22 protein-coding genes are annotated in these 27,000 nt (G+C 65.4%); 12 read left to right on the forward strand and 10 right to left on the reverse strand.

The genetic code is table 11. The features are described 5' to 3' along the window. The first annotated feature begins 40 nt into the window (after nt 1-40). Entirely contained in the window at nt 41-1,312 is a 1,272-nt protein-coding gene (locus ACN6KF_RS25910; protein WP_434959802.1) for a BaiN/RdsA family NAD(P)/FAD-dependent oxidoreductase, read from the forward strand. Here ACN6KF_RS25910 and ACN6KF_RS25915 read toward each other — a convergent pair. The 3 genes from ACN6KF_RS25915 to ACN6KF_RS25925 all read right to left on the reverse strand — a co-directional run bounded on the left by ACN6KF_RS25915 (nt 1,288) and on the right by ACN6KF_RS25925 (nt 3,197). After that, a complete protein-coding gene (locus tag ACN6KF_RS25915) occupies nt 1,288-2,250 on the reverse strand; it encodes a nucleoside hydrolase (protein WP_434959803.1) in 963 nt (320 codons plus the stop codon). The genes ACN6KF_RS25910 and ACN6KF_RS25915 overlap by 25 nt on opposite strands. Before the next feature lie 102 nt (nt 2,251-2,352). After that, nucleotides 2,353-2,958, reverse strand: coding sequence for a methyltransferase (locus ACN6KF_RS25920; RefSeq protein ID WP_434959804.1), 606 nt, complete (start codon nt 2,956-2,958; stop codon nt 2,353-2,355). Between the two features lie 68 nt (nt 2,959-3,026). Beyond that, nucleotides 3,027-3,197 carry a hypothetical protein gene (locus tag ACN6KF_RS25925; protein ID WP_434959805.1) on the reverse strand — a complete coding sequence of 57 codons (171 nt, stop codon included), beginning with the start codon at nt 3,195-3,197 and terminating at the stop codon, nt 3,027-3,029. A gap of 104 nt (nt 3,198-3,301) precedes the next feature. Between ACN6KF_RS25925 and ACN6KF_RS25930 the strand changes: the two genes are divergently transcribed. After that, complete coding sequence (locus tag ACN6KF_RS25930; RefSeq protein ID WP_434959806.1) at nt 3,302-4,240, forward strand: LysR family transcriptional regulator; 939 nt, start codon at nt 3,302-3,304, stop codon at nt 4,238-4,240. A gap of 171 nt (nt 4,241-4,411) precedes the next feature. Next, the gene (locus ACN6KF_RS25935; protein WP_434959807.1) at nt 4,412-4,921 is read left to right on the forward strand and encodes a hypothetical protein; all 510 of its coding nucleotides are present in this window, start codon (nt 4,412-4,414) and stop codon (nt 4,919-4,921) included. A gap of 58 nt (nt 4,922-4,979) precedes the next feature. Here ACN6KF_RS25935 and ACN6KF_RS25940 read toward each other — a convergent pair whose 3' ends face one another. Beyond that, nucleotides 4,980-6,062, reverse strand: a complete 1,083-nt coding sequence (locus ACN6KF_RS25940; protein ID WP_434959808.1) for a helix-turn-helix transcriptional regulator — start codon at nt 6,060-6,062, stop codon at nt 4,980-4,982. 209 nt (nt 6,063-6,271) lie between these two features. Between ACN6KF_RS25940 and ACN6KF_RS25945 the strand changes: the two genes are divergently transcribed. Genes ACN6KF_RS25945 through ACN6KF_RS25955 form a run of 3 tightly spaced genes read left to right on the forward strand, consistent with a single transcriptional unit; the run spans nt 6,272 to nt 10,097 of the window. Next, entirely contained in the window at nt 6,272-8,491 is a 2,220-nt protein-coding gene (locus ACN6KF_RS25945; RefSeq protein WP_434959809.1) for a TonB-dependent receptor, read from the forward strand. A gap of 2 nt (nt 8,492-8,493) precedes the next feature. Beyond that, complete coding sequence (locus ACN6KF_RS25950; protein WP_434959810.1) at nt 8,494-8,862, forward strand: hypothetical protein; 369 nt, start codon at nt 8,494-8,496, stop codon at nt 8,860-8,862. Then, nucleotides 8,859-10,097 (forward strand): MFS transporter, encoded by a 1,239-nt coding sequence (locus ACN6KF_RS25955; RefSeq protein ID WP_434959811.1) that lies wholly within the window; start codon nt 8,859-8,861, stop codon nt 10,095-10,097. The genes ACN6KF_RS25950 and ACN6KF_RS25955 overlap by 4 nt, the downstream gene beginning before the upstream one ends. Here the strand turns inward: ACN6KF_RS25955 and ACN6KF_RS25960 are convergent. Continuing rightward, entirely contained in the window at nt 10,079-11,305 is a 1,227-nt protein-coding gene (locus ACN6KF_RS25960) for an MFS transporter (protein ID WP_434959812.1), read from the reverse strand. The genes ACN6KF_RS25955 and ACN6KF_RS25960 overlap by 19 nt on opposite strands. Nucleotides 11,306-11,458: 153 nt before the next feature. Here ACN6KF_RS25960 and ACN6KF_RS25965 point away from each other — a divergent pair, with 153 nt between their 5' ends. Genes ACN6KF_RS25965 through ACN6KF_RS25980 form a run of 4 tightly spaced genes read left to right on the forward strand, consistent with a single transcriptional unit; the run spans nt 11,459 to nt 17,533 of the window. Next, the gene (locus tag ACN6KF_RS25965) at nt 11,459-13,249 is read left to right on the forward strand and encodes an IucA/IucC family protein (protein WP_434959813.1); all 1,791 of its coding nucleotides are present in this window, start codon (nt 11,459-11,461) and stop codon (nt 13,247-13,249) included. Next, complete coding sequence (locus ACN6KF_RS25970) at nt 13,246-14,337, forward strand: GNAT family N-acetyltransferase (RefSeq protein WP_434959814.1); 1,092 nt, start codon at nt 13,246-13,248, stop codon at nt 14,335-14,337. The genes ACN6KF_RS25965 and ACN6KF_RS25970 overlap by 4 nt, the downstream gene beginning before the upstream one ends. Then, nucleotides 14,334-16,193: an IucA/IucC family protein gene (locus tag ACN6KF_RS25975; RefSeq protein WP_434959815.1), complete on the forward strand. Its 1,860-nt coding sequence runs from the start codon at nt 14,334-14,336 to the stop codon at nt 16,191-16,193. Before ACN6KF_RS25970 ends, ACN6KF_RS25975 begins: the two co-directional genes overlap by 4 nt. After that, nucleotides 16,190-17,533 carry a lysine N(6)-hydroxylase/L-ornithine N(5)-oxygenase family protein gene (locus tag ACN6KF_RS25980; protein ID WP_434959816.1) on the forward strand — a complete coding sequence of 448 codons (1,344 nt, stop codon included), beginning with the start codon at nt 16,190-16,192 and terminating at the stop codon, nt 17,531-17,533. Before ACN6KF_RS25975 ends, ACN6KF_RS25980 begins: the two co-directional genes overlap by 4 nt. A 50-nt stretch (nt 17,534-17,583) precedes the next feature. Here the strand turns inward: ACN6KF_RS25980 and ACN6KF_RS25985 are convergent, their stop codons facing one another. The 5 genes from ACN6KF_RS25985 to ACN6KF_RS26005 form a co-directional block, all read right to left on the reverse strand. Continuing rightward, nucleotides 17,584-19,203 carry an ABC transporter ATP-binding protein gene (locus ACN6KF_RS25985; protein ID WP_434959817.1) on the reverse strand — a complete coding sequence of 540 codons (1,620 nt, stop codon included), beginning with the start codon at nt 19,201-19,203 and terminating at the stop codon, nt 17,584-17,586. Further along, nucleotides 19,200-20,039, reverse strand: coding sequence for an ABC transporter permease (locus ACN6KF_RS25990; protein WP_434959818.1), 840 nt, complete (start codon nt 20,037-20,039; stop codon nt 19,200-19,202). The genes ACN6KF_RS25985 and ACN6KF_RS25990 overlap by 4 nt, the downstream gene beginning before the upstream one ends. Next, nucleotides 20,036-20,980 (reverse strand): ABC transporter permease, encoded by a 945-nt coding sequence (locus tag ACN6KF_RS25995; RefSeq protein WP_434961302.1) that lies wholly within the window; start codon nt 20,978-20,980, stop codon nt 20,036-20,038. The genes ACN6KF_RS25990 and ACN6KF_RS25995 overlap by 4 nt, the downstream gene beginning before the upstream one ends. A gap of 49 nt (nt 20,981-21,029) precedes the next feature. After that, entirely contained in the window at nt 21,030-22,607 is a 1,578-nt protein-coding gene (locus ACN6KF_RS26000) for an ABC transporter substrate-binding protein (protein WP_434959819.1), read from the reverse strand. Nucleotides 22,608-22,676: 69 nt separating this feature from the next. Further along, on the reverse strand, nt 22,677-23,870 hold the full coding sequence (locus tag ACN6KF_RS26005) for a C45 family autoproteolytic acyltransferase/hydrolase (RefSeq protein ID WP_434959820.1): 1,194 nt from the start codon (nt 23,868-23,870) through the stop codon (nt 22,677-22,679). Nucleotides 23,871-23,990: 120 nt separating this feature from the next. Between ACN6KF_RS26005 and ACN6KF_RS26010 the strand changes: the two genes are divergently transcribed. Together ACN6KF_RS26010 and ACN6KF_RS26015 are read left to right on the forward strand one after the other, a co-directional pair. After that, entirely contained in the window at nt 23,991-24,890 is a 900-nt protein-coding gene (locus tag ACN6KF_RS26010; RefSeq protein WP_322434297.1) for a GntR family transcriptional regulator, read from the forward strand. 115 nt (nt 24,891-25,005) lie between these two features. Then, nucleotides 25,006-27,000, forward strand: a complete 1,995-nt coding sequence (locus ACN6KF_RS26015) for a CocE/NonD family hydrolase (protein WP_434959821.1) — start codon at nt 25,006-25,008, stop codon at nt 26,998-27,000.

Here is a 27,000-nt window from a genome sequence, read left to right on the forward strand (position 1 = left end):
AGGGCAGTGAGCACAACGCGAACGGGAAATAAAGACGGACGTGGCCGACTTGAGCGACATCATCATCATCGGCGCCGGGCCAGCGGGCCTGATCGCCGCCGAAAAGCTGGCCGAGGCCGGGCATGGCGTGGCCATCTATGAGCGTATGCCCTCGCCTGCCCGCAAATTCCTGATGGCTGGCCGAGGTGGGCTGAACCTTACCCATGGCGAGGATCTCGATGGTTTCCTCGCCCGCTACGGTGCCGCACGAAGCTTCCTCGAGTCCACCCTGCGCGCCTTTGCGCCCAGCGATCTCGTCGCCTGGGCGGAGGGGCTGGGCGAAAAGACCTTTGTCGGCTCGAGCGGGCGGATCTTTCCGGAAAGCTTCAAGGCCTCGCCGCTGCTGCGGTCCTGGCTCGCCCGGCTCGCTCACCTCGGCGTGACCTTGCACATCCGTCATTGCTGGACGGGGTGGGACGATGACGGCTCTCTGGTCTTCCTGGATCCGGACGGCACGCCTCTTCACCGCAAGGCCGATGCGACCCTGCTCGCACTCGGGGGCGCCTCCTGGCCGCGGCTTGGCTCGGATGGCGGCTGGGCCCCTCTGCTGCGCGAACGCGACATCGCCGTCACCGAATTCGCCGCGGCAAACAGCGGCGTCGAAATCGCCTGGAGCCGCGCCTTTACGGAAAAATCGGCTGGCGAACCGCTCAAGCGCATCGCCGTCTCCATTGCCGACACTACGCGCCGCGGCGAGGCCGTCATTACGGAACAGGGGCTGGAAGGCGGCGTGATCTACGCGCTCTCCCCTTTCGTCCGCACGGCGATCGCCAAGCATGGACATGCCGAGATCGGCATCGACCTGCGTCCCGATCTCGACGAAGCGGCGCTGGCTCGCTTGCTCGACCGGCCACAGGGCAGCCAGTCTCTCTCGACCTATCTGCGCAAGGCCGCCAAGCTGGCGCCGCCAGCCATCGGCCTCCTGCGCGAAGCCACGAACAATGCCTTGCCTCGTGATCCTGCTACCCTGGCCCGCCTGATCAAGCATGTTCCCCTGCAGGTGACGGCCCAGCGCGGCCTCGAACGCGCCATCTCCACTGCCGGCGGTATCGCGCTTGGCGAGGTCGATACCCATTTCATGCTGCGCAAGGCTCCCGGCGTCTTCGTCGCCGGCGAGATGCTGGATTGGGAAGCGCCGACCGGCGGCTATTTGCTGCAGGCCTGCTTCGCCACCGGAGTGGCCGCAGCGAAGGGTATCGAGGCCTGGCTGAGCAAGGATTTGAGCGGACAGGATGTCCGCGGTCCTTCCTACACAGCGCGCAAGATGGTCTGACGGTAGAGATCAAGCAAGGGTTGCGCCTGGACCTCAACGCAAACCGCGTGGCTGGGGCGGCCATCCCAGTCGTTGGGCGGAAAGCCGATCTCGGCAGGCCGCTGGATGGTCTGCCCGAAGGCAAGACCCTCGCATACCACTCGGACCGGCCCCGAGCGGGTCTCGAACAATTCCGGCGCCACCAGATAGATCGCCGCCGAGGCATCATGTACGGAAATGCCGGCGAGCCCCTTCTCGAGATAGAAATTCTCGTAGAAGCGCGTGATGTCCCAGATGAAGCGGCCGACTTCGCCGGCCTCCTCGCTGAGCCGGCGCAGGTAATCCTGCGGCATCAGCACCTCGTGGGTGACGTCGAGGCCGATGACGGCTACAGGCCAGGGCGCGGCGAACATTTCATCGGCGGCATGCGGATCGCCATGGATATTGGCTTCCGCGGCCGGCGTGACATTGCCCAGATGCCCGCGATAGCCGAAGGCGCCGCCCATCACCACCACCTGGCGAACCAGGCCGGCGATCTCCGGATCCTCGCGCAGGGCCAGCGCCAGATTGGTCATGCGTCCGACCGCCAGCAGCGTGATCTCGCCGGGGTGCCTGCGCACGGTCTCGATGATGAAGCGGTGGGCGGGCGTATCGATCGCCTCGGCCTTGATATCCGCGGGAATTTCGACTTCGCCCAAGCCGTTATGACCGTGGACGACGGCGGCATGGTGGGCGTCATCGCCGGTCACCGGCCCCGCCGCCCCGCGCGCCACCGGCGCCGCGATGCCGAAGCGCTCCTTGAGATAGAGGGCGTTGCGGGTGGTCGTCTCGACCGGTGCATTGCCATGGCAGGTGGTGATGCCAACGAGCTCGATGTCCGGATGGTAATGCAGGAAGAACAGCGCCATGGCGTCGTCGACGCCAGGATCGGTATCGTAGATGACTTTATGGCTGGGCATCACAGGCAAACCGAGAAAAAACGCGGGAACCTCCGCGTCTGCGCCCGGGCGTGGGGAAAGTCAACGCCGCGAAGCCCCTGCGACACCCCGGCAGCGCCCGATTCATGACTTGACGGCCAGGAAGGTGTTCCAGGGATCGCCATCCGGGTCGATGGAAAACTCGTCCCACAGCAAGGTCAGTCCGGCTTGTTCGAGCCGCAAGGCAAACGCATCACGTCGCCAATAGACCGTATGAAAGTTCCCGACGGTCTCCCCGTCGCCGTCGCGCATCGAGACGAGAAAAGGCGCACGGGGACGCAGCGATGCGGCGACCTTGGCCAGCACGTGATCGATCCGATCGCGGGGAACGTGAATCAGCACACATAGGCCGACGACGGCATCATAGGGACCGCCGAGATCGTCCGTGACGATGTTGAGCAATTCGCCATGCTTGCCGCGAGCGGCCTGCAACTCGAGGAACCGGCGGGTCGCATCGGTTCGGCGCACCGTGACTCCGAGCGTCTCCAGGAAATCCGCCTCGCGGCCGGGCCCCGATCCGACCTCCAGGATCAACCCGCCTCGTCCTGCCATTTCAGCGGTGCGCCGCAATGCCGCCTGGTCGCGCAGATTCGGCATTTCGGGAATGCGGGCATAGTAGCGATCCGCGCAGCCCTCATAGGATTGGATGGTCTGGCGGCACTGTTCGAGCGCCTCGGTCGTCCTGTTCATGACAATGGCCTCCCTCTTCTTCCGGATGGGCCTTCCCCCATCCTGTCACATCGCGTCGGCAGCGCGGGTCAGCGCCAGCGGACACCCCCGACAACCCGGTTTCCGTCGATCAGGCCCAGGTCGCGCTTCAGGTCATCGCAGAGGTCGCGGGGATAGAGCAGGCGGTGGGCGCGCGACCGGAACGGTGCGGCGAAAAAGTCGAGGATCGAAAGCCTGTAGCGCTTGATGTGTTTCGTCATGTTCGTGGTCCTTTCGGGTTGGAGCGATGGAAACATCCTGCCGCCGCCGAGTCTTGGATTCCAATCGAACGTCACGTAGTATGCATCAACTGGATTGATGCATCATGCGTTGGGATCTGCCGCCTCTGGGCGCCATTCGAGTCTTTGAAGCCGCCGCGCGGCTTGGCAGCTTCACCAAGGCCGCCGAGGAGCTCGGCATGACGCAATCAGCCGCTAGCTATCAGATCAAGGTTCTCGAAGAACGTGCTGGAACACCGCTTTTTATCAGAAAAACAAGGCAAATCGCGTTGACCGAGGCCGGTGAACAACTTGCCCCTCTCGTCTCCAACGCGTTCTCGGCGCTGTCGGACGCCTGGTTCGCAACCAAGGGCGGCGCATCCGGAGTGCTCTCCGTCACGACGATCGATACCTTCGCGTCGAACTGGCTTGCCGTCCGGCTTGGAACATTCCAGTTGATGTATCCCGATCTGGCCGTGAAGATGGACATTGCATCGCGCTCCCTCGATATCGCTCGCGAAAACGTGGATGTCGGCATCCGTGTCGGCGCCGGAAAATGGCCCGGATTGTCGGCGCACTACCTGTTCAAGGCCGACTATTCGCCGATGCTCAGCCCCGCACTGGCGGAGAAGGTCGGCGGCATCCGCGCACCCGAGGACCTCTACAAGGTTCCCCTGTGCTGCCCGCAGGATCCCTGGTGGGGGGTCTGGTTCAAGGCAGCAGGAGCCAGATTCGAGCCGGATCGCGTGATCCACGGCCCGACCTTCGGCACACAGGCCTATGAGGCGACTGCAGCGATCACCGACCAGGGCGCGGCGATGCTCACGTGCAACCTCTACACGGCCTTCCTCGACAAGGGCCAGCTCATCCAGCCCTTCGACGTCACCGGGTCGGATGGCGATGGCTACTGGCTGGTGCATGCCGAAGCACGGCGCACGACGCCCAAGATCAGAGTCTTCCGGGACTGGGTCCTCGCGCAGACGGCCGAGGTCCGCAACCGTGAGAAACGCGAGTTGTGGTCCGCCGGCGCAACCCTGAATGGCTAACCTCTACCGCTCAGGACAGCACAAGGTGAGGCGAGTCTCCGCCCACCCTGGAATTCCTATAAACTATTGAAATAACAAGAGATTTTCTTGAACAAATCAGTTCGGCATGCTCCTATGCGCGCCGTTGCCAATGCCGGGACCTTGAACCCCGCGGATTGAAGGACTGATATCATGACCCTGCCCAGCCCCGCTGCCGCACGCCCCGTCGGCTATCACATCGATGCCCCGGCCGAGAACCTGCTCTTTTCCGTCTATCGCTGCTGGATGGCCGGCTACGCCACTGGCGATGCCGCCTGTTGGGACATCGCCTGGGAAGGGCTGGCACGCGAAATGCCTGAGGAAAACGCCAAGCCGCTGTTCGGCGAGTTCCATCATTTCGTGCGTACGCTCAGGGCGACCGCCGATACCGAGATCGGTTGGCGGCCGGCGGCTTGCCGTGCCCTGTGCCGCGACGAATGCCTGGTACTCGCCATGGTCGATGCAGCGCAACGCGACGACAGGGTGCAGCTCCTTCATGCCGCTTCGTATCTGCTGAAGAGCGAAGGTTTGCACCGGGCGCTCGACGCCACCACTGCCCTTGCCAAGGCCCTTGCACGAGTCGGGTTGTTCATCGCTCCCGTCAGCCCCTGCGCCCTCGATACCATGACCCGGATGAAGCCGCCCTCGGCCATCGCCCACTGAAGCAAGGTGCCGAGAAGCAGGGCCGCCGATATCGATGCGGCCCCGATACGGTTCGCGATCAGGGGCTGCCCGCCTCCGGCAATTCCGGCCTCAAAGGCTCGGCAAGCACCGACCGGTGCTTGGCGCGCACCAGGCGCGGTGAGGTATCGAAACGCCTGCGGAAGGTGCGGTTGAAATAGGACAGGTCGCCGAAGCCGACATCGAAGGCGATCTCACTGATCGAACGCTTGCCCTGGTCGGGCGATTGCAACCGACGCATTGCCCTGTCCAGCCGGCGCTGCAGCACGAATTCCGAGAAAGTCTCGCCTTCTCCTTCGAACAGCTTCTGGAGATAGCGCGTGCTGATGCCGTGCCGCAGAGCGACCTGACTTGCGTTGAGCGCCTGGTCGTCGAGATGGGCCTCGATATCCGACTTGATGGCATTCAGCCGCGAGGCTGCACGATCCTGCACGGTATGGAGCACCTGAGCTTCGGCCTCGCCGCACAGAATGTCGACGAGATCGCCCATATAGGCACAGGCATGTTGGAGTAGCACCGGCCCGCTCATCGGCAGCAGGCCCCGCATCAGCGCCGCGCCATAATTGCCGAGCAGGACCAGCGTGTCATTGTTTTGCGGGAAGACTCGCAGACTGGCCGAGCATTCGAGCATGCTCGCGGTGATGCGCTCGCGCGCCAGGACCAGACAATCGACACGGTCGACATGCCGTAGCCACAGACTGGCTGGCCCGCCGCCCGCCAGGAATATGGCCTCCCTGGCAGAGACGACCGTGCGCTGCCCGCCCCGCTCCACCTCCATGCGGCCGTTGGAGGGGCGCAACAGCACCCCGCCCGCCCCGAGTTCGGTAGCATCCAGGACGAGCTCTCGGTCTTGGAAAGGGGAAAAGCAGGAGACGGGACCGATGTCTGGCTCGAGGCGCAGCAATGCCCGGGCGCCGAGCAAGACCGGGTCCGACGGGCCGAGCCTGCGTTGCGAGGCCATGCGGCCGCTGGTCCGCAATGCAACCAGAGCCAGTTCCTCGCCCGTCAGCCCATGGCCAAGCAGCCAGACAGGCCTGAGCCTTCCCGCATAGGCCTGCTGGGGCGGCAAAACGGCGTGGTCTGCGCCGGCAGTTCGCTTCAGTCCATCAATCAATGCGCCCAAGTCCAAGAAATCATGTAACGCGACAAGTAAGACCGCTCGTCAATATAGAATGCGGAAGGCCGGATATCCAGAAGTATATGATTTCTCTTCCCAGATTATAATCGTTATAAACTGGGAATATACTACGAATATACAACAGGAATTCGCCTGATACCGCCAAATATAACTTAGATTTGGATCGAGAGTGGCTGGAGGTCAAAAAATTCATCATGCGCAAGATATCCGTATCGGCGGCCATGTTTCTATCGGTTGTTTCGCCTGCACTGGCACAGCAGTCGCAGCAGGAGCCGATTGAGCTCGATCCGGTCACCGTTACCGCCGCCCGCGCTGAAAGATCGGTCTCGGATATTCCGCAATCGGTGCAGGTGATCGACAGGCAGGAGATCGACAAGCAGCTCCAGCAAAGCTCCAGCGCCTCGGCGGCTCTGGCCAAGCTGGTGCCGGGATTCTCGGTTTCCAACCAGACGGTGTCGGGAGCCTCCGAGAGCTATCGCGGCCGTGACCTGCTCGTGCTGGTCGACGGCGTTCCCCTCGGCACGCCGCTGCGGGACGTTTCGCGCATCCTGTCCCTGATCGACCTCAACTCGATCGAACGCATCGAAATGGTGGCCGGCGCCTCCAGCCTCTATGGTGCCGGCGCCACGGGCGGCACCGTCAACTTCATCACCAGGAAGGCCGAGCCCGGCAAGCCCCGCATCACCGTGAACACGGCGCTGCGTGCCTTCACGGCGAATGCGGTGGATTCGGTCGCTCCGGAGCTGTCAGCCAGCATCTCCGGCAAGGCCGAGAATGGGCTCGACTATGTCCTGAGCGGCAGTGGCTATCTCGGTCGGCGCACCTATGACGGTTCGGGACGGGAATTGCCGTCCGATGCCATGCTGGGCCAGGGTGGCGGCGACCGCTTCGGCCGGGTCAACCTTCTCGCCAAGCTCGGCTATGACTTCGACGCCGCCAAGCGGCTCGAATTCTCGGCAGGCTGGTACTATTTCAACCAGACGCCACGCTACATGACCGACTATTCCGGTCCCTATGCCCGGCCGAGCTATCTCCAGCCTTATACGGGGCAAAGCGTTCTCGAAGACACCAAGTCCCTGTCGCTTCGCTACACCGATAAGGACTTCGCCCTCGGCAGCCTCAACATCGTCGGCTTCTACAACAACATCAAGAAGCGCTTCAATTATTCGACCTTTTCGTTCCCCTACAATTCACAGGTCTATTACTCCTTCGACCCCGCTAATCCAACCAGCCCTGACAACCAGACCACACTCTATTCGGATCGCGGCGGCATCAACCTGACCATCGACACCCCGCTCGATGCCATCTGGGAAGGTGCCAAGCTCACCTGGGGCAGCGATCTCATCCTCGAGAAGACCCATCAGACGCTGACCAACGGCCAGGATGTCTTCACGCCCCTGCAGCAGGTGACCTCCGCGGCCTTCGGCCAGTTGCAGGTGCCGCTGACCGATCGCTTCACCGTACGCGGCGGCGTGCGTTTTGAGCATTTCGCCCTCGACGTCGACGACTTCACCCGTCCGGCCGCCTATGCCGCCGTCGCCTCCAGCCGCGATCCGCGTGGCTATCAGGACTTCGTGCTGCCGGCCCTGCGCGTCACCGGTGGAAAGTTCAGCTATTCGAAGCCGACCTTCAACATCGGCGGCACCTTCAAGCTGACCGACACCAGCGAAATCTTCGGCGGCTTCTCGCAAGGCTTCGCTCTGCCCGATGTCGGCGCCTATACCCGCCGTGCCGGCCTGTCGCTCGCCTATGCCTGCCCTCTCACCCGGCCAAACTGCCTACCGGCCGGCACGAGCATTTCCTACGCCTCCATCAGTCCCGAGGCCCAGGTCGTCAACAATTACGAACTCGGCATCCGCGGCAGCCATGACCGCTTCAAGGGCAGCCTGACGGGCTTCATCTCCACCTCCAGCAAGGGCGTGACCTTCGACCCCATTTCCAACAGCATCTCGCAGCAGAAGGAATTCATCTATGGCGGCGAGTTCACCGGCGAATATGCCTGGACCGACCAGCTGACCATCGGCACCGTGCTCGGCTATCGCGAGGGGCGCTACGATTCCAACAAGGACGGCAAGCTCGACAGCTGGCTGCCCAACAATCGCATCGCCACCCCCTTTCGCGGCACGCTCTATGCCAGCTACGTCTTCGACAATGGCGTGTCGGTGCGCGTGGAGGGCGAGGGCTTCTCCGGCCGCGACAAGGCGATCGACCTCAAGGGCACCCGCTACAAAATCAAGCCGGGCGCCACCATGAACGTCGCCCTGTCGGCGCCGGTGAAGGGCGGCGAAGCCTATGTGTCCGTCGACAATTTGTTCGATACCCGCTTCCAGAACCCCACGGCCACCTCCGTGCGCAACCTCCCTGTTTATTCCTGGGGCCGCACCGTGACGCTCGGCTATCGCAAGACATTCTGATCATGGTGAAGCTCGACAAACACGGCCCGCTCATGATCCTGCGCTATCTGCCTCCTTACGAGGAGCGGGACGAGCGGGCCTATCTCGACGCCCTGATCGAGATAGGCCGCAACGAGAGCGCCTTTGCCCTGCTGGCTGTCTTCGCCGGCGGTGGCGGCCTCTCCCAGGCCGGCGAACGCGAGCAGGCCCTCTGGTTCAAGGCGACGCGCGAACGCTTCGAACGGCAATGCCGCGCCCTCGCGATCGTCCGGCCGGACGCGAACCCGCGCATGATCGAGACCTTCCAGCGCCTGTGGTCGATACCGCTGACGGCGACTTCCGACGAACAGGCGGCCAGGCGCTTCATCACGCAGCATATGGAGACGGCATGAGCGCGCTCGTCCAGGATATCCCAGCCTCCAGGCCCGGCCGGCTGCGTCTGTTCGCGGTGCTGGGCGGCCTCTATTTGGCCCAGGCCATCCCCTCCTACCTGATCGCCGCCGCCCTGCCCCCCATCATGCGCGAGGCAGGCGTCTCGCGCACGGCGATCGGCTATCTCAGCCTGCTCTTCCTGCCGCTGGTGCTGAAATTCCTGTGGGCGCCCCTGGTCGATCGCATCAGGCCCTTCGCCCGGGCGCATCGGGCGGGATGGGTTGTGATCACCCAGTTCGGGGTGATCGCCTCCATCCTGGCGCTGCTGCCGCTCGGCCCCACCCATGTCGGTGGCATTCTGGGGATCGGCCTCGTCACCGCGCTGCTGGTCTCAACCCAGGACATCGCCACCGACGGCTATGCCGCCAAATATCTGGCACCGGAGGACCGTCCCATCGGCAATGCCATCCAGGGCGGCTCGGTGGCCTTCGGCGTGGTGATCGGCGGGACGCTCGGCCTGGTGCTCTACCACCATGTCGGCTGGACCGGCATGCTCCTGGTCATCGCCGCCTTCTCGGCCTTGCCGCTGATCGCCGCCTTCGCCATGTGGGAGGCACCCGCCACGCCGTCCGACCGGCTGACGCGGCCCTCCATCATGGCCTTCCTCCGGCGCCCGGAAATCCGCACCGTGCTGTGGATCGCGCTAATCTATCGGATGAGCGAGGGCCTGGTGAAGGCGATGGAAGGCCCCTACCTCGTCGATGCCGGCGTGCCGCTCGACCGCATCGGCTATCTTTCCGGCATATCGGCGGCGACGGCGGGCCTCGCCGGATCGGCGATCGCCGCACTCCTGGTCAAGCGCTGCGGCACCGCCGCCACACTCGGCCTGCTCGGCGGCTTGCGCACCTTGTGCTTCGCCCTCTTCGCCGCCCACGCCCTCGGCCTGGTCACCGGCTCCTGGCCCCTGTTCGGCGCCGCCGGCTTCCAGACATTCATCCGCTACATGGAGATCGTCGCGCTCTACAGCCTGTTCATGACGGTGACTTCGTCGGACCAGCCCGGCACCGACTTCACCATCCTGGCCTGCGCCCAGATGGTGGTCTATCTCGTGGGGTCGCTGATCTCGGGCAAGCTCGCTGACCTCATGGGCTATGGCGCGCTCTTCGGCTTGGCCACCGCCCTCTCGGCCATCGCCGTTCTCGCCACCATCCGGCTGCTGGCGAACGTGGCCCGCCCTCAGGGAGCCACGCCATGATCCCGGGAAGCATCATCCCGGAACACCTCATCCTGGGCGCGGTCATCCAGGCGCAGCAAGGCGAGGCAGGTTATCACCGCGATGCCGACGGCCACGGCGAAGGGCAGTTCCGGCGACACGGCGAAGGCCGCGCCGCCGCAGAGTGCGCCCAACCCCTGTCCGGCAGCGTGGGTGCTGGCGAGCCAGCCGGCGGCTCCCGCCTGACGATGGACCGTAACACGCTGGCTAAGGCAGGCGGTGTAGGCGGGCGTCGCCACCGCCAGCCCGATGCCGGCCCACACCGCGCCGACCGGCACCAGCCAGGGGAGCGGCGCCAGGATGATGGCCAGGCACCCCAGTGCGAAGCCCGCAACGCCCCAGCGCATGTTGCGCCCCAGTTGGAAGGCAAGGCGCGGCACGAGCAGGATCTGCGTCGCGATCATGGCGACCGCAACCGCGGCATAGGTGGCGCCTCCCAGGCCCGCAGCGGCAACGGCATCGAGGCCGAAGCGATGCTGCAGGAAAAGGCCGAGGACGAGCTGGATCTGGCCGAATCCGAAGGTCAGCGCAAAGCCGACGGCGAGCAGCGGCAGGACGCGCCGGATATTGGCGCGCCTGCTCGAGGTTTCATTCTTCTTCCCGGTCGTGGGAGAGACCGGCAGGTTCGGCGCCCACAGCAGCAGCAGCGGGCTGGCGACCATCATGACGACAGGCACTATGACGCCGGCTCCTGCGCCCAGCGTCACCAGGGAACCGGCGATGCGGCCGACATTCAGGCCCGCGCTGAGATTGGCAAGCGCGGCCGGCCGGCGCTCGGCAGCGCTACGCTGCACGATGGCGGCCTGGGCGTGTGGCATCACCCCGGCAGCACCGACACTGTAGAGCAGGCGCGAGACCAGGAGCAGCCCGAGCGCGGCTGCGGGCACACCGACATAGAGCGCGCCCGCGAACAGGCCCTGGCCTGCAACCATCAGGCAGGCGAGCCCGGCGAAGAACGGCCTGATCCGCCACGCCGCGCCATGATGCCCCCAGAGCGGGGCCGCCACCAGGAAAACCGCCGCGCCCAGGAAGGCAACGGCGCCGATCTGTGGCGACGCCAGGCCCGTCCTTTCCGTGACGATCGGTACCAGCGCCAGCAGGGCCGACTGGCCGAAGCCCGACGAGGCGGCGATCAGCGACAGGCGAAGGCTGTCCGCACGCGAAACAGAGGGGGCGGCATCGGCGGCCATGCTTTTCTCCAAACAATTTCCTTGATCCAACTAGAAACAAACTCTAGGTAATTCAACAGTAATTTTAGAAAACTCGTAGAAATATTATAAATTGTACAAGTAGTAATTTATATAACTGCTTTGCAATTTGGAGTTCTGCTGAAGAGGAACACCATGAACGCCATCGACCTGATCAGACGTTCCATCGATACCGCCCATGACGTCTCCACGCGCGCCTTCCTGAACAGCCTGATGCGCGAATGGCAGGGCTGGACAGTGGAAGATGAAGAGAGCAGCGCCTGCGGCGGTCGCCTTCTTGCCCGCTTTCCCCTGCCGCGCCGGGGCGGCCACGTCGCCATCGAGATGACGCATCGATCGCGGGCGGCCTATCACGGCTTCCGACCGCCCTTCCTGGAATTCTCAGGGACGGCGCCGCCGCGCCCGATCAGCTTCCAGGAGTTCGTCTTCCTCCTTGCCAGTGAACCGGACATCGTCGGCAGCGGCGACAAGGACAGGAGCCTGACCTTCCTGTCGCGAGTGCTCGACAGCATCCGGAACATCGAAGATGTGGCAGCGAGCGTCCCGTCCCCCGATGCCTATTTCGCGCGGCGCGACCCCAGCTTCGCCGAGGCGGAGGGCTCGCTGCGCTTCGGCCATGCCGTGCATCCGACCCCGCGCAGCCGGGACCAGTTCACCTTGGAGGATTCCAGGCGCTTCGCTCCCGAATACCGGCGCGGATTCACCTTGCGCTGGTGGGCCGCCGATTCCGCTCTGGTGCGCCAGGACAGTTCGCGCTCCCAGACCGCGGCCGAGCTTTGCCAGAGCCTGGCCGCCGGCGACCCCGCGATGGATCCCGAAATCGTGCAGGCCGCCAAGGGCCGCGTTCTTCTGCCGATGCATCCCTGGCAGGCGGCCCAGTTGGCGCTCGATCCGGCCATTGACGGGTTGTTCCGCCGGGGCCTGTTGAAGGATCTCGGCCACGCCGGCTCGCTTTGGCAGGCGACCTCCTCGCTGCGCGCCATCCATGCCTCCCATGCCGACTGGATGCTGAAATTCTCGCTGAGCCTGCGCCTCACCAATTCGCGCCGGGTGATCGAAACCCGCGAATGCGAGCGGGGCATCGAGATCGACCGCCTTCTGGCTGGCGAAGTCGGCCAAGCCATCGCCCGGCGTTTCCCGAGCTTCAAGGTGATGGGCGAACCCGCCTATCTGCTGCTGCGGGATGCCGGTGGCCAGGCGCTGCCACAGACTACGGTGATCTTGCGCGAAAACCCCTTCAAGGGGGCAGGCCAGCCACCGGCCGCCGTGCTGGCTGCTCTTTGCGAGATCTATCCCGACGGGCATGACAGCGCCCTTGCCGCTATCATCCGGCGCATTGCCGGGCAGGAACCGGCCGATCCCGCCGCGGTGGCGCGCCGCTGGTTCCGCCAGTTCCTCGACAAGGTCGTCGCGCCCTTCCTGCTGATCCAGGCCGATATCGGTCTGCTCTTCGGCGCGCACCAACAGAACATCGTGGTGGAACTTGCCGAAGGTTGGCCGGTGGCCGTGCATTTCCGTGACTGCCAGGGCACCGGATATATCCGCGAATTCCTGCCCGAGCTCGCCAGGAAGGCTCCCGGCAGTCCGATGAAGGCAGGCCATGTCTTCAACTCGGACGAAGCGGCCCAGCTCGTGGGCTATTACCTCCTCGTCAATTCGGTCTTCGCGGTGATCGGGGCGCTCGGCACCTCGCGTCTCATCGCCGAGGACGTCCTGATCGGCGATCTGCGCGCCTTCCTCCAGGAACTCGCCGCCCTCCCGCTCGCCGACAAGACCTGCCTCACCTACCTCCTCACCGCGCCGACGCTCGGCAGCAAAGGAAACTTCATGATCTGCTTCCGCAACATCAATGAAAACACCGAGGTGACCGATCCTCTCGCCGGCTATGTGCCCTTACGCAACCCCATTGCGGAGGTCGCAGCATGACCCTGCAGATGAAGATCGATCCCACCGACATTGCCGCTTCCCCGGCACCGAGCCGGCACTGGCCCCTCGGCCTCGACGGCGAGGCTATTATCGAGAGCCGCTTGCAGCCAGACGGTACCCTGGCGCTGGTTGCCCAGGCCGGCCCGGCGACGATCGGGCGGGCCGGGTTGCGCGCGCCCGAAGGGGGCGGGCCAGGCATCCTTGCCATCCACCAACCCGATGCCACTTATCCCGGCGATGTCCATGTCATCGCCATCCTGGTAGAGGCGGCCTTTCAGGCCTTCCCCGCCATGGCCACCCTGCATCTGCCCGACGTCGCCTTCAAGCCGGGGCTGCTTGCCCTTGCCGCGCAGACGGTGACGGACGAGGCCGCCGGCGCAAGTGCCGTGCGCATCGCCCGCGAGCATTTCTACCAATTGCCCCTGCTCTGGCATCGTCCGGAGGGGCTGCGCGCCTTTCCCGAGATCCGCTCTGCCATCGGTCCGCAGGACCGCCTGCCGCCCCTGCGGCCGCCGCAGCCGACCGGCACCTTCTACCGGCGCTGGATTCCGGAGCTGGGAACCACGCTGTCGATACGGGCCATCGACCGACGCCGCGATCTCAAGCTTTTTCATGGCTGGATGAACCAGCCGCGCGTCGCCTTCTTCTGGGAGCTGGCCCAGAGCGAGGCCGAGCTCGATCGCTATCTCGCCGAGCAGGAAGCCGATCCGCATATCTTCGGCGCGGTCGGCAGCCTGGGCGACGAGCCCTCCGGTTATTTTGAATTCTACTGGGCCAAGGAAGACCGGCTCGGCCCCTTCTACGACGCGGAGGATTACGATCGCGGCTGGCACGGCCTGATCGGCAATTCCCGCCACCTCGGCCGCGCCAAGACCGGCACCTGGTTCCGCTCGGTGACCCATAGCCTGTTCCTCGACGAGGCGCGCACGCACCGGGTGGTCGGCGAGCCGCGCGCCTCGCACCAGAAGATGCTGAGCTATTGCGCCCAGACCGCCTATGACAAGGTGAAGGAATTCGACTTCCCGCATAAGCGCGCAGCGCTGGTGTGCTGCCAGCGCGAGCGCTTCTTCCGGGAGGTGGTGTTATGATCCAGGGCACGCCAACCCTTGGACCCCTGCCCGATGGCAGCCCGATCGATGCCGGGCTCTGGCTGGCGCTGAACCGGACCGTCATCGCCAAGGCGATCAGCGAACTCGCCTTCGAGGAGGGCCTCGCGCCCGAGCCAACCAATGCCGAGGCCACCCAGTGGATCCTGCGGTTGGGCGGTGGGGTCGCCTACCGCTTCAAGGCTGTGCGCCGCATCTGGGGCAACCTGTCGATCGATACAGCCAGCCTGATGCGGCAGGAGGGCGCCGCCCTGTGCCCCGCCGACGATGCCGCCGGCTTCATGCTCGATGCCCGCGAAACCCTGGACATCGAGCCGGACACGCTGTGCATCTACGCCAAGGAGCTGTTCAGCACCTTGCTGGCGGATGCCCGGATCGCGACCATGGCGGGCTCCGGCGAGAGCGAACACCTGCTCACCCTGCCGGATGACCAGATCCAGGCCTATCTCGACGGCCATCCCAAGGCGCCGGCCAGCAAGGGCCGGATCGGTTGGGGCCTGGAGGACTTCGCCCGTTACGCGCCCGAGTTCCAGCCCACCTTCCAGCTGTTCTGGCTGGCCGCGGATCGCAGCCGCTGCCGCCTCAGCCTGGCCGGGGACATCGACGAAGAGGCGCTGCTCGCTGCCTCCCTTGGCGAGGAGGAGCGCGAGAGGCTGCTGGCCGCCTGCAAGGCAGCGGGCCTCGATCCGACCCGTTTCATGCTCCTGCCCGTGCATCCCTGGCAGTGGGACAACATGATCTTGGCGCAATTCGCCGGCGAAATGGCGGCCGGACGTATCGTGCCGCTCGGGCTCTTCGGCGATGCCTATCGTCCCCTGCAGTCCCTGCGCACCCTCGCCAATGCGGCCTCGCCAGCCAAGCTCCACCTCAAGCTCTCCCTTACCATCCTCAACACCTCGGCCTGGCGCGGCGTGCCCGGCAAATACATGACGATCGGGCCGGCCTTCTCGAACTGGCTCGCCGACAAGACCAGGCAGGATCCCGAGCTTGCCAACGCGCTGGTGCTGCGCGAATGCGCGGGTGCCTTCTATCCTCACCCCCTCTACGAACGCATCGCCGACGCTCCCTACCAGTTCCGCGAAATGCTGGGTGTGATCTGGCGCGAGAGCCCGGAAGCAGGCCTCGCCGCCGGCCGGCGCCCGCTGATGCTCGGCGCCCTCATCAAGAGCGACTTTGCCGGCGTGCCGCTCGCGGCTGCCCTGATCGCGGCATCGGGCCTGTCGCATGCGGAATGGCTGGCGCGCCTGTTCGATGCCGTGGTCCTGCCGCTCTACCACTTCCTCTGCCGCTATGGCGTGGGCTTCATCGCGCATGGCCAGAACATCACCTTGCTGCTCGAAGGTAGCGTGCCCTGCGGTGTCGCATTGAAGGACCTGCAGGGCGACGTCGACCTCGTCGACCAGGCCTTCGCGGAGGCCGCCGACCTCGAGCCCGCCATCCGCGACACCCTGCTGAAGCGGCCGGCGGCGCATCTCCTGCAGCACCTGCAGACCGGTCATTTCGCCAGCGTGCTGCGTTTCCTTTCCGATACGCTCGCAAGCCACGATCGTTTCCCGGAAATCGAGTTCTACGGCGTGCTGGCGCGGCGCCTGCGCCTCTATCAGGCGCGCCATCCCGATCTGGCGGACCGCTTCGAGCTGTTCGATCTCTTCACGCCGAAGGTGCCGCGCATCTGCATCAACCGCGTCCGGCTCGCCATCGGTTATGGCGACGCCAACCGCCGCCCGGTACCCAGCCTGGGCAGCGAACTCGACAACCCCCTTCACCTCGCCGAACGCGAATCCCGCCCCCTCCGGGACCGCAGTTTCGCCGACAAATCCGCAGGAGTTCAGGCATGACACAGCGCAATCCGCTCGACCTCGCCGGCATCGGAATCGGCCCATTCAACCTCAGCCTGGCCGCGCAGCTCGATGCCATCGACGGCGTCGAAGCCGCCTTCTTCGAGAAGCGCGAGCGCTTCAACTGGCATCCGGGCATGATGCTGCCCGACGTGACGCTGCAGACCTCGTTCCTGAAGGATCTGGTCACGGCCACCAATCCGACCAGTCCGTGGAGCTTCATCGCCTATCTCGTCGCGCATCGGCGCTTCTACGACTTCATCAATGCCGAATTCGCCGATGTTCCGCGCCAGGAATTCGCCAATTACCTGGCCTGGGTCGCCAAGGGCCTGGACAACCTGCGCTTTGGCGAAGACGTCCAGGGCCTCGATTTCGATGGCCGCCACTTCATCCTGCAGACGGGCAACGGCACGGTCGAAGCCCGCAATGTCGCACTCGGCATCGGCCTGCAGCCCTACCAGCCCGACTTCGTACGCAAGCTGACCGGCCAGAACCATTTCCACTCCTCGCGCGCCGCCTTCGAACTCGCCCGTGCCGCGGGCAAGCGCGTGGCGGTGATCGGCGGTGGCCAGAGCGGCGCGGAGATCCTGCTTCATCTGCTCGGAGCGGGCGAAGCCGCCGCGGCCTCGGTCGACTGGATCAGCCTGCGCCCAAACTTCCAGCCGCTCGATGCCACGCCCTTCACCAACGAATTGTTCACGCCGCATTATGTGCGCAACTTCCACAACCTCGCCGAGGGGCGGCGCCTGTCCACCGTGGAGCGCGAGAAACTGGCGGGCGACGGCGTTTCGGCCTCCACGCTGTCGCAAATCTACCAACGCCTCTACACGTTGCGCCATATCGAGCGCGGCGGCCCCCAGGCCCGCCTGATGCCGCATCGCGAAGTGCTGGATGTCGAGCAGAACGCCGGCGGCTTCCGGCTGGTGATGCGCAATGGCTTCGACGGCGGCATCGAATTCAGCCAGGCCGACGTGATCGTGCTGGCCACGGGCTATAGCTATCGCCTGCCCGACTGCATCGCGCCGATCCAGGACCGCATCGCGATCGACGGAACGGGCCGGCTGCGGCTGGATGCCGACTTCTCAGTGAAATGGGACGGCCCGGCCGACAACCGCATCTTCGCGTTGAATGCCGGGCTGATCAGCCATGGCATCGCCGAACCCCAGCTCAGCTTGATGGCGTGGCGCAGCGCGGTAATCGCCAATGCTCTGCTTGGCCAACCCTTTTTCGACGTCGAGCCGCCGGCCTCGCCGCTGGCCTGGTCAACGGGCGGCGACCAGGCGGAGGTCGCCGACGCCGAGGTCAAATATTTGCGCCATCCGTCCCATCGCAGTTGCTGACGATGAGAAGTATGGCGGCGGCAGCCTGGCAGACGCGGGGCGACGGCGCCTCAGGCCGACATCGCCTGCGGGACGGCCAGGGACGGCGTCGCTTCAAGCAAGGCGCGCGTATAGGCGTGCTGTGGCCGGTCGAAGATCTCGGCGACACTGCCCTGCTCGACGATCCGGCCGTCCTTCATCACCACGATGCGGTCGGCGACTTGCGAGACGGCCGCCATGTCGTGCGAGATGAAAAGGCAGGCAAAGCCGTGCTTGTCCTGCAGGCGCCGAAACAGCTCGAGCACCTGTTTCTGGATGGTCATGTCAAGCGCCGACACCGGCTCATCGGCGACCACGAAGGCAGGGTTGCGCACCACCGCCCGGGCAATGGCGACGCGCTGGCGCTGGCCGCCCGACAGGGCATGGGGAAGGCGCTGGGCGAAACCGGCGAGTCCCACCTCGGCGAGGATGGCGTCCACCCGCTCGCGCCGCTCTGCCCGGCTGAGCCTGGGTCCATGGGCCAGGGGTTCGGCGACGATATCGCCGATGCGCTGGCGCGGATCGAGCGAGGAATAGGGATCCTGGAAGACGAGCTGGCAATTGAGGCGGAAATCGCGCTGGCGCGCCCGCTCGGCCCCGGCCATCGGCTCGCCACGAAAGGCGACCTCGCCGCCGGCCAAAGGCAGTAGGCCGATCATCGCCCGCCCCAGCGTGGTCTTGCCGGAACCGGAGCCGCCGACCACCGCTACCGCTTCGCCGGGGCGCACGGCCAGAGACACGCCGTCGACGGCCAGTTTGGGAGGGGTCGACGAGAACATCCCGCCAGAGCCCGGAAAACGCACGCTGACCTCGCGCGCCTCGATCAGGGCGGGCGCGTCGGGAACCGGCGCGCGGTTGTCCTCGCGCCTGGGCAAGGCATCGAGCAGGGCTCGCGTATAGGCCTGACGCGGACGGGTCAGCACCTCGGCCACGCCGCCCCGTTCGACCAGCCGTCCGCGCTGCAGCACCACGACCTTATCGGCATATTGCGCCACCAGGCCGAGATTGTGGGTGATCAGCAGCACCGCCGTACCCTCGGTCTGGGTGAGTTCCACCATCAGCCGGAGCACTTCGCGCTGCGACAGCGTGTCGAGCGCCGTGGTCGGTTCGTCGGCAATCAGCAATTTCGGCTTCAACAGCATCACCGAGGCCAGCATGATACGCTGGCGCATGCCGCCGGAAAACTGGTGCGGATAGGCGGTCAGGCAGCCTTTGGGATCCTTGATCTGCACCCGCGCCAGCATCTCGCAGGCCAGACGATCGGCCTCGGCCGCCGTGACCTTGCGATGCAGCATCAGGCCTTCGGCAAGCTGGGCTCCGATGGTCATGGCCGGATTGAGCGAGACCATCGGCTCCTGGAAGATCATGCCGATCGAGCCGCCGCGCAACCGGCGCATCGCCTCCGCGCTCAAGCCATCGACATCCCGTCCCTCGAACAGGACCTCGCCAGCGATGCGACGCACCTGCGGGGGTATCAGCCGCAAGGCGGAGCGCGCCGCCATGGTCTTGCCGCTGCCGGATTCGCCGACCAGCGCCACGATTTCTCCAGCCCCGACATCGAAGCCGACGTCGTTGAGGATGCGCAGGCCGCCGGGCCCCTCCATGGTGAGGCCGCGCACACTGAGCAGCGGGTTTGCGATCGTCTCGTTCATCGCTGTCCCTCCATGCGCGGATCGAAGCGGTCGCGGATGGCATCGCCCATCAGATTGATGCCGAGCAGCGTGAAAGCGAGGCACAGGCCGGGCGCGATGCCGAGCCAGGCCGCCCGCTCGATATAGGGCCGGGCCGCCGCCAGCATGTTGCCCCAGCTCGCCATCTCCGGCGGCGCTCCGAGGCCGAGGAAGCTGAGGGAGCTTTCGGACAGGATCACCCAGCCCAGCATCGAGGTCGCCAGCACGATGATCGGCGCCAGGCAGTTGGGCAGCACATGCTTGACCATTGTCTTCCATTCGGAATTGCCGATCACGCGCGAGGCCTCGATGTATTCGCGCTCGCGCACCGACATCACCGTGCCGCGCACTACCCTCAGCACGGAGGGTGTATAGGCGAGGCCGAGAGCCAGCACGATCGCCCCGACGCTGTGGTCGCGCCCGACGATGACGATGACGCCGAGCGCCAGCAGCAAGCCGGGAAAGGCCAGCAGGGCGTCGCTGACGACCATCAGGATACGGTCGGCCGTTCCCTTGAGATAGCCGGCGAGGAGACCGAGCGTGGTACCGACCACCACGGCAAAGCCGACGGACAGGCAGGCGATGCCCAGGCTGATCGCCGCCCCGGCCATCACGCCGGAGAGGACGTCGTGGCCATATTTGTCGGTACCGAGCCAATGCGCGGCCGAGGGTGGCTTGAGCAGCGCGGCGAAATGCACCTTCATCGGCGGATAGGGCGTCCAGACCAGCGACAGCAATGCCATCGCCACCACGACGCCGACGAAGACGCTGCCCAGCGCAGCATTGAAGCGAAAACGGGGGATGCGAAGGAAGCTCATGTCGCCGAGACCCTCGGATCGAACAGCGGGTAGCACAGGTCCACCACCAGGTTGACCAGCACATAGATCAGCGCCGTCATCAGCAGGCAGCCCTGGATGACGGGGTAGTCGCGCGAGAAGATCGAATCCACCATGAGCCGCCCGAGCCCCGGCAAGGTGAACACCGTCTCGAGCACGGCAATGCCGCCGAGCAGATTGCCGAGTGTGAGGCCGATCACGGTCCAGGTCGGCGCGAAGGCATTGGGCAGGACATGCCGCAGCAGCACCCGGCTTTCCTTCAGTCCCTTCGCCCGGGCATGCATGACATATTCGAGCCTGAGCACCTCGATGGCGCTGGCGCGCGACATCCGCGTCAGCACGCCCGTCTCGATCAGCGCCAGCGTGGCGATCGGCAGGATCACATAGAGCAGGGCCTGGCCGGCATCCTGCGAGAAGGGCACATAGCCTACCACCGGCAGCCAGTGCAGCTTGGCGCCGAAGACGAGCAGGAAGATCATGCCCAGCCAGAAGCTCGGGATCGACAAGAGCAGCGTGGCGCTGGAGACGATGGCGAGATCGGCCACCCGATTCTGCTTCCAGGCCGCCAGCAATCCACCCGGCACCGCCAGCAGGGCGGCCAGGAAGACGGCGGCCAGCACGATGATGGCCGAGACCTTGAAGCGATCGACGATCAAGGGCAGCACGGCCTGGCCATTGGTGATGGACTGCCCGAGATCGCCCTGCAGCATGTGCTGGAGCCAGTACCAGAACTGCACGACGATCGGCTTGTCGAGCCCCATGCCGATACGCAGCGCCTCAAGCTGGGCCTCGCTGGCATTGTCGCCGAGCGCGACCTGGGCCGGATCGCCCGGGATCAGCCGGACGAGCACGAAAACCATGACGGCGACGAGCAGGAGCGTCGGGATCGCCCACAGGATCCGTCGTGCGACATAGAGAGCCAGTGCTTTCATTGCTGAGCTACCTCGCCAGGCGGGGGTGTCGGAGGAGATGCTATTTCAGCGTCACGCCCCATCCCCTGGGCTGGCTGAGAGACCAGACCTCGAAGCCCTCGACATTGGCGCGCGTTGCCCCCTTGGCCGCGGGATTGTAGACCGCGATCATCGGCACGTCGGTGCGGAACATCGTCTCCATCTGGTCGATCAGCGCCTGCCTCCGGGCCTTGTCGGCGATCTGCGTGCTCTGCTTGAGCAAAGCAAGGGCGGCAGGATTGTCCCAGACCTTGCGCGGCGCCTTGGCCTTGTCGCCGCTGACCATGTCGAAGGACAGGGACGGATCGAGCCGGGCCGAATAGGAGAAGGCCGCGGCCTGGTAGTCCCCCTTGGTGTAGTGGTCGAGCAGGGTCGCCCAATCGAGCACTTCGAGCTCGATCTTGATACCGGCCTCCTCGGCCATCGCCTGCACCAGCACGGCCATGTCATAGAGATATTGATAGTGCTTGGAGGTCAGCATCCGGATCGGCTGACCCTTGTAGCCTGCCTCGGCCAGCAATTTCCGGGCGGCGTCGAGGTCGCGCTCCGGCATCTTCGCCTCGGGCTCGCCGTAATAGGCCGAGCTGACCGGGATTAGCGACCGGTTCGGCTTGCCCTCGCCTTCGGTGACCGCCTGGACGAGCTGCGGCACGTCGAGCGACAAAGCGAGCGCCTGCCGGATGCGCGGATCCGACAGCAGCGGGTCCTTGGTCTGGAACAGGATGGCGTTGAGCTCCATGGTGGGTTTGCTTTGCACCTTCACATCCGCGTTCGCGCGCAGCTCGGCCATGTCGGAGACGGCGATGTCGGGAATGACGTCGATGCCGCCCGAGAGCAGGGCCGCCTTGGCTGCGGAGGGATCGGGAATGATCATGAAGCGCACGCCGGCGACCTTGGGCGTCTTGTTGCCGGCATAGCCGTCGGGTTTGCCGGGCAAGGGTGCATAGGCATCGTTGCGGGAAAAGTCGATATATTGGCCGGGCACCCAGGCCCCGAACTTGAACGGGCCGGTGCCGACAGGCTTGATCCATTTGCCGTCCGCACCGACGGAGCTACGCGCATAGATGCCGGTGCCGCCGCAATCGACCCGCGCCAGCGTGGTCAGGAACAGGGCCGAGGGTTCGGCCAAAGTGAAGCGCACGGTGAACGGATCGGGCGCTTCGACGCCAGTGACCTTCATGCGCCCGCTGCCGTCGAATTCCGGCAGGCAGCGCCAATTGTTCTGCGGCGCCATGTAGCGCTGCCAGTCGAACAGCACATCCGCAGCGGTCAGCGGCGTACCGTCATGAAAGGTGATGCCCTTGCGCAGCTTGAAGGTGTAACTGCGCCCATCCGCCGACGTCTCCACGCTCTCCGCCAGCATCGGCCCCACCGTGGCATCCTCGCGGAAGGCGACCAAGCCCTCCAGCACATTCATCACCACCGCGTCGGAATTGGCGTCGCGATTGATGCCGGGATCGGTCGAACGGATATCGGCATTGAGCTGGATGCGCAGCACATCTCGCGGCTGGGCCACAGCCGGCGCTACGGCCAGCAGCCCGAGGGCTGCCAATCCGCAAGTAAAGATCTGACCGCAGGCGAGGGTCCGAAAGTTCGTCATGTCAGTTCCCTATGCGATTTGTCGTCGGGATGGTGGAATGAACCGGACGGTCTGCGCCGCCTCGGCGTATCAGGCGGCATGCCGGGGCAGGACGCCGCTGCCCGGCACGTGGATGTTCATGTCGAGGCGATAGGTTTCGAAGCTGCGGTTGAGCGCCGGCAGCATCGCCACTTCCATCACGCCGAGCGCAGGCTCCATGGCGATCATGGCGACGGTCGCCGAAAGATTGGTGGAGCCCTCCCGGTGCGGCGGGCGGCAGACGGCCCAAGGCGTTTCAAAATCGTCGAACAGGGCCGCCTTGACATGATCCATGGTGACGGCGCCGAGATGGGGCTCGATCAGCGCCCGCACCCGCAGGTCCCGATAGAGCGAGTCCGGCGTATCGGCAATGCCGCGATCGACCAGTTTGGACAAGGCGACCGGGCTCTGAAAATGGTTGGCATGCACAATCAACCCGGCTTGCGGCAGCACCTGGAAGGTCTCGTCGGGGGCGCATTCGAAGTCGATGGCAATGCCGTTGGCCTGGGCAACGATCATGTTGTTGGCCGCCGATTTCGGCGTGGCGTAGACGGCGTGCATGGCCAGGGCCAGGCGCTTCTGCTCCAGGACCTTGCGCCGGATCAGAGCCAGCGGCACGCCGAGGCGGCGATAATCGCGATCCGTCTCCAGATAATTGGCGGTGATGGAGATGCCGGCGGAATTGAAGCCGCTGCGCGCAAGCCCACCTGCCTCGGTGAAGGTAAGGATGTCCGGGCCGTCCTCGCTGCGGATCTTCAGGACGATGGCGGTTTCGGCGCATTCGGCCTTCCAGTCCCAGTTCTGGGCGTGGAGCAGGCGGCCCGAGGCGGTGGCTTGGGGCAGGACGACAGCGCCGGTGCAGCCATCGGCTTCGAGCGGCGCGACGATGCCGTTCTCCCGCATTTCGGCGAGCTTGAGAATTTCGGTGCGGGCATTCAGCAGCACGATGGCCGCATAGGGCAGCTCCGCGCCTTCGGCGATGCCGTGCATTTCATCGATATAGGCCGGGGCGAATTCGCGGATGGTCGGCTCGAAGCGCGAGACCAGCCCCTCCACCTCGTTCCAGGGCAGTTTGGCCGCCTCCAGCTGCGCCGAGTAATGCTCGATGCCGTGCCGGATGCGCGCGGCAGCCTGCTCGCCATATTGCCGGCCCCTTTCCCGCGGAGGACCGGCAACCTCGATCAGGGGAAGCGGCAGGACTCGCGGCTGATAGGAGACCGGGCCATCACCGTTTCGCGAACTCATTTCCACCATCTCCCACTTTGTATGTCTGTGCGATGAAGGCCGAGCCTTCATTGTCGACGCGGGACCTGATACATCAGAATTGAACAGGTTCACGCACCATGAATTGTATTTTGTGATTACATGAAACAATCTGAGCTGGATGTCAAGGAGCCGTCGACCCGCTTGCGGCAGGATCTGCTCGACCGCATCGTCCGCCTGATCCACGACGAGGCGATGCAGCCGGGCGCGCGGCTGAACGAGAACCGCCTCGCCCAGGAGCTCGGTGTCTCCCGCACACCGATCCGGGCCGCCCTCGACCAGCTCGCGGCGGGAGGCTTCGTCGGGCGCCGGCCCAACCGGGGCGTCGAGCTCATCGCCCTGCCGCCACCGCCCGCGCCGCCCCCCTCGCGCAGCACCGACCTCGACGACGAATTGCTGGTGCGCATCGCCCACGACCATGAGCGTCAGAGCCTGCCTCTCGACATTTCGGAAGCCGAGCTGATGAAGCGCTACGGCGTCAGCCGCCAGCGCGTGCGGGACGCCCTCGCCCGGCTCGAAGAGCTCGACATCGTCGAGCGCAAGGCCGGCTATGGCTGGCATTTCGCCGATCTTCTACAGGACGACGGCGCCAATCAGGAAAGTTATCGTTTCCGCATGCTGGTGGAGCCGGCCGCCATTCTCGAGCCCGGGTTCAAGCTGAGGCCGGGATGGGCTGGAGACATGCGCGAACGCCATGCCACGGCCCTGGCCACGGCCCGGGCAGGCCAGTGGAGCGCCTCGGCCAGCATCGCCTTTTTCGAAACCAACGCCGCCTTCCACGAAGGCATCGGCGCCGCATCCGGCAACCGCTATCTCGCTCATGCGGTTCGGCGCCAGTCACGGCTGCGGCGCCTGTCGAACTATGACTGGACCTATGGCAGGGACCGCGTCGAAATCTCCTGCCGCGAGCATATGGAGATCCTGGAGAGGCTGGTGGCAGGCGATTTCGAGGTCGCCGCCGCACTGATGCGCCGCCACCTCCAGAATGCAAGTCTGGTTTAGAAATATCTCGGGAACATTATGGCTTTAGTAATCACGAAAGACACAAAATACCCCTGATCGCCCTGCATTCCCCGACCGTGCTATGAGAAACGGTCCAGCCAATTCAGAGTGAACCATGCCCAATCCCGTCCGCACCATCGAACATCTGACGATCGCGATGCCCGACGGCGTCAAGCTGGCAGCGCGCCTGTGGCTGCCGGAAGGGGCCGAAGCCAGGCCCGTCCCCGCCATCCTGGAATATATCCCCTATCGCAAGCGGGACGGGACGCGTTCGCGCGACGAGGCCATGCATGGCTGGTTCGCGGCACGGGGCTACGCCGCCATTCGGGTCGACATGCGCGGGTCGGGTGACAGTGAGGGACTGCTCGACGACGAATACCTGCCGCTGGAGCAGGAGGACGCCTGCGCTGTGATCGCCTGGATCGCGCAGCAATCCTGGTGCGACGGCAAGGTCGGCATGATCGGCAAGAGCTGGGGCGGTTTCAACGCCCTTCAGGTCGCCGCGCGCAGGCCGCCGGCCCTGCAGGCGGTGATCAGCGTGTGCTCCACCGACGACCGCTATGCCGACGACGTGCATTTCATGGGCGGCGCCCTGCTGGCGGACAATCTGTGGTGGGGCTCGGCGATGATGGCCTGGCAGGCCTTGCCGCCCACACCCTCGCTCCATGGCGAGAGCTGGCGCGAGGCCTGGGAGCAGCGCCTCGACCACCTGCCCTTCTTCCCCGCCATCTGGGCTAGCGAACAGCATCGCGGGAGCTATTGGCGGCAGGGCTCGGTCTGCGAGGATTGGTCCGCCATCGCGGTGCCGATCTTCGCGGTCGGCGGCTGGGCGGACGCCTATTCCAACGCAATCCCGCGCCTGCTCGAGCGCCTGCCCGGTCCACGCCTCGGCCTGATCGGGCCGTGGGCCCATCATTACCCGCATCAAGGCACGCCCGGCCCCGCCATCGGCTTTCTGGAGGAAGCCCTGCGCTGGTGGGATCACTGGCTCAAGGGGCAGGACAACGGCATCATGTCTGAGCCGATGCTGCGGGCCTATATGCAGGAACGCGGCAGCTCGGATGAGGGCCGCAACGGCCGCTGGATCGGCGAGGCCTCCTGGCCCTCACGTCTGATCACCCGGCGGCCGATGTTCCTCTCGCCCGGCCAATTGTGGTGGCGGCCGGCGCCGGCCGCGGAGCTTGCCATCCGCTCGCCGCTCTGGTGCGGCGCAGGCGGCGGCGAATGGATGAGTTCCGGCCTGCCGGGCGAAGCGCCCGCCGACCAGCGCCTCGATGACGGCCTGTCCCTCGTCTTCGATTCCAAAGAGCTCGCCGACCGTACCGAGATTCTAGGCGCTCCCGAACTCGTGCTGGAAATCGCCTCCGACCGGCCGGCCGCGCAGATCTGCGTGCGGCTATGCGACGTCGCGCCCGATGGTTCTTCCGAGCGTGTCTCCTACGCCATCCTCAACCTCACCCATCGGGATGGTCACGCTGAGCCCAGGCCCCTCACGCCCGGCACTTTCGAGACGGTCCGCATCAGGCTCAACGACTGCGCCCATGCCTTCGTGGCCGGCAATCGTGTTCGCCTGTCGATTGCGACCTCGGCCTGGCCCACGGTCTGGCCCGCACGCGACCAGGCGACACTGACGGTCCGGACCGGCGAAGCCGCCCTGATCCTGCCGGTGCGTCGGCCGCGGCGCGAGGACGCCGCCCTCGCCTTCCCGCCGGTCAGCATGGCCGAGACCGGCCCGGTCCATGCGAGCCGCCCGCCTCAGGCCGAGCGAAGATTCAGCCTCGACCTCATCGAAGGCACGGCCCATCTCGTGGTCGACGGCGACGCCTTCGGCTCGGCGCCGATGCGGTTCGAGGAAATCGCCACCGATTTCGCCCATAAGCTGCGCCGGGAATTCTCCATCCGCGACGGCGAACCGCACAGCGCCTGCCAGACGGTGATGCATCATTGCACGCTAACCTGCGATGGCATCGAATTCCGCATCGAGGCGGAAGCCCGCATGATCGCCAATGACGAGAATTTCGAGATCAGCGCCCGGGTCCGCGCCCTGCAGGACTGGGTCGAGATCGCCGACCGCAGCTTCCACGAGGTGATCCCCCGCCTGCTGGTGTGA

The organism is Labrys methylaminiphilus subsp. lupini (genome assembly GCF_051161885.1).
GTDB lineage: Bacteria > Pseudomonadota > Alphaproteobacteria > Rhizobiales > Labraceae > Labrys.

Bases quoted from the DNA above. Each gene is read 5' to 3' on its own strand.
- ACN6KF_RS26015 (WP_434959821.1), top strand. From the start codon at position 25,006: ATGCCCAATCCCGTCCGCACCATCGAACATCTGACGATCGCGATGCCC.
- ACN6KF_RS25990 (WP_434959818.1), bottom strand. From the start codon at position 20,039: ATGAGCTTCCTTCGCATCCCCCGTTTTCGCTTCAATGCTGCGCTGGGC.
- ACN6KF_RS25920 (WP_434959804.1), bottom strand. From the start codon at position 2,958: ATGAACAGGACGACCGAGGCGCTCGAACAGTGCCGCCAGACCATCCAA.
- ACN6KF_RS25950 (WP_434959810.1), top strand. From the start codon at position 8,494: ATGGTGAAGCTCGACAAACACGGCCCGCTCATGATCCTGCGCTATCTG.
- ACN6KF_RS26000 (WP_434959819.1), bottom strand. From the start codon at position 22,607: ATGACGAACTTTCGGACCCTCGCCTGCGGTCAGATCTTTACTTGCGGA.
- ACN6KF_RS26010 (WP_322434297.1), top strand. From the start codon at position 23,991: ATGAAACAATCTGAGCTGGATGTCAAGGAGCCGTCGACCCGCTTGCGG.
- ACN6KF_RS25945 (WP_434959809.1), top strand. From the start codon at position 6,272: ATGCGCAAGATATCCGTATCGGCGGCCATGTTTCTATCGGTTGTTTCG.
- ACN6KF_RS26005 (WP_434959820.1), bottom strand. From the start codon at position 23,870: ATGAGTTCGCGAAACGGTGATGGCCCGGTCTCCTATCAGCCGCGAGTC.
- ACN6KF_RS25935 (WP_434959807.1), top strand. From the start codon at position 4,412: ATGACCCTGCCCAGCCCCGCTGCCGCACGCCCCGTCGGCTATCACATC.
- ACN6KF_RS25930 (WP_434959806.1), top strand. From the start codon at position 3,302: ATGCGTTGGGATCTGCCGCCTCTGGGCGCCATTCGAGTCTTTGAAGCC.
- ACN6KF_RS25975 (WP_434959815.1), top strand. From the start codon at position 14,334: ATGATCCAGGGCACGCCAACCCTTGGACCCCTGCCCGATGGCAGCCCG.
- ACN6KF_RS25985 (WP_434959817.1), bottom strand. From the start codon at position 19,203: ATGAACGAGACGATCGCAAACCCGCTGCTCAGTGTGCGCGGCCTCACC.
- ACN6KF_RS25955 (WP_434959811.1), top strand. From the start codon at position 8,859: ATGAGCGCGCTCGTCCAGGATATCCCAGCCTCCAGGCCCGGCCGGCTG.
- ACN6KF_RS25970 (WP_434959814.1), top strand. From the start codon at position 13,246: ATGACCCTGCAGATGAAGATCGATCCCACCGACATTGCCGCTTCCCCG.
- ACN6KF_RS25960 (WP_434959812.1), bottom strand. From the start codon at position 11,305: ATGGCCGCCGATGCCGCCCCCTCTGTTTCGCGTGCGGACAGCCTTCGC.
- ACN6KF_RS25915 (WP_434959803.1), bottom strand. From the start codon at position 2,250: ATGCCCAGCCATAAAGTCATCTACGATACCGATCCTGGCGTCGACGAC.
- ACN6KF_RS25965 (WP_434959813.1), top strand. From the start codon at position 11,459: ATGAACGCCATCGACCTGATCAGACGTTCCATCGATACCGCCCATGAC.
- ACN6KF_RS25980 (WP_434959816.1), top strand. From the start codon at position 16,190: ATGACACAGCGCAATCCGCTCGACCTCGCCGGCATCGGAATCGGCCCA.
- ACN6KF_RS25925 (WP_434959805.1), bottom strand. From the start codon at position 3,197: ATGACGAAACACATCAAGCGCTACAGGCTTTCGATCCTCGACTTTTTC.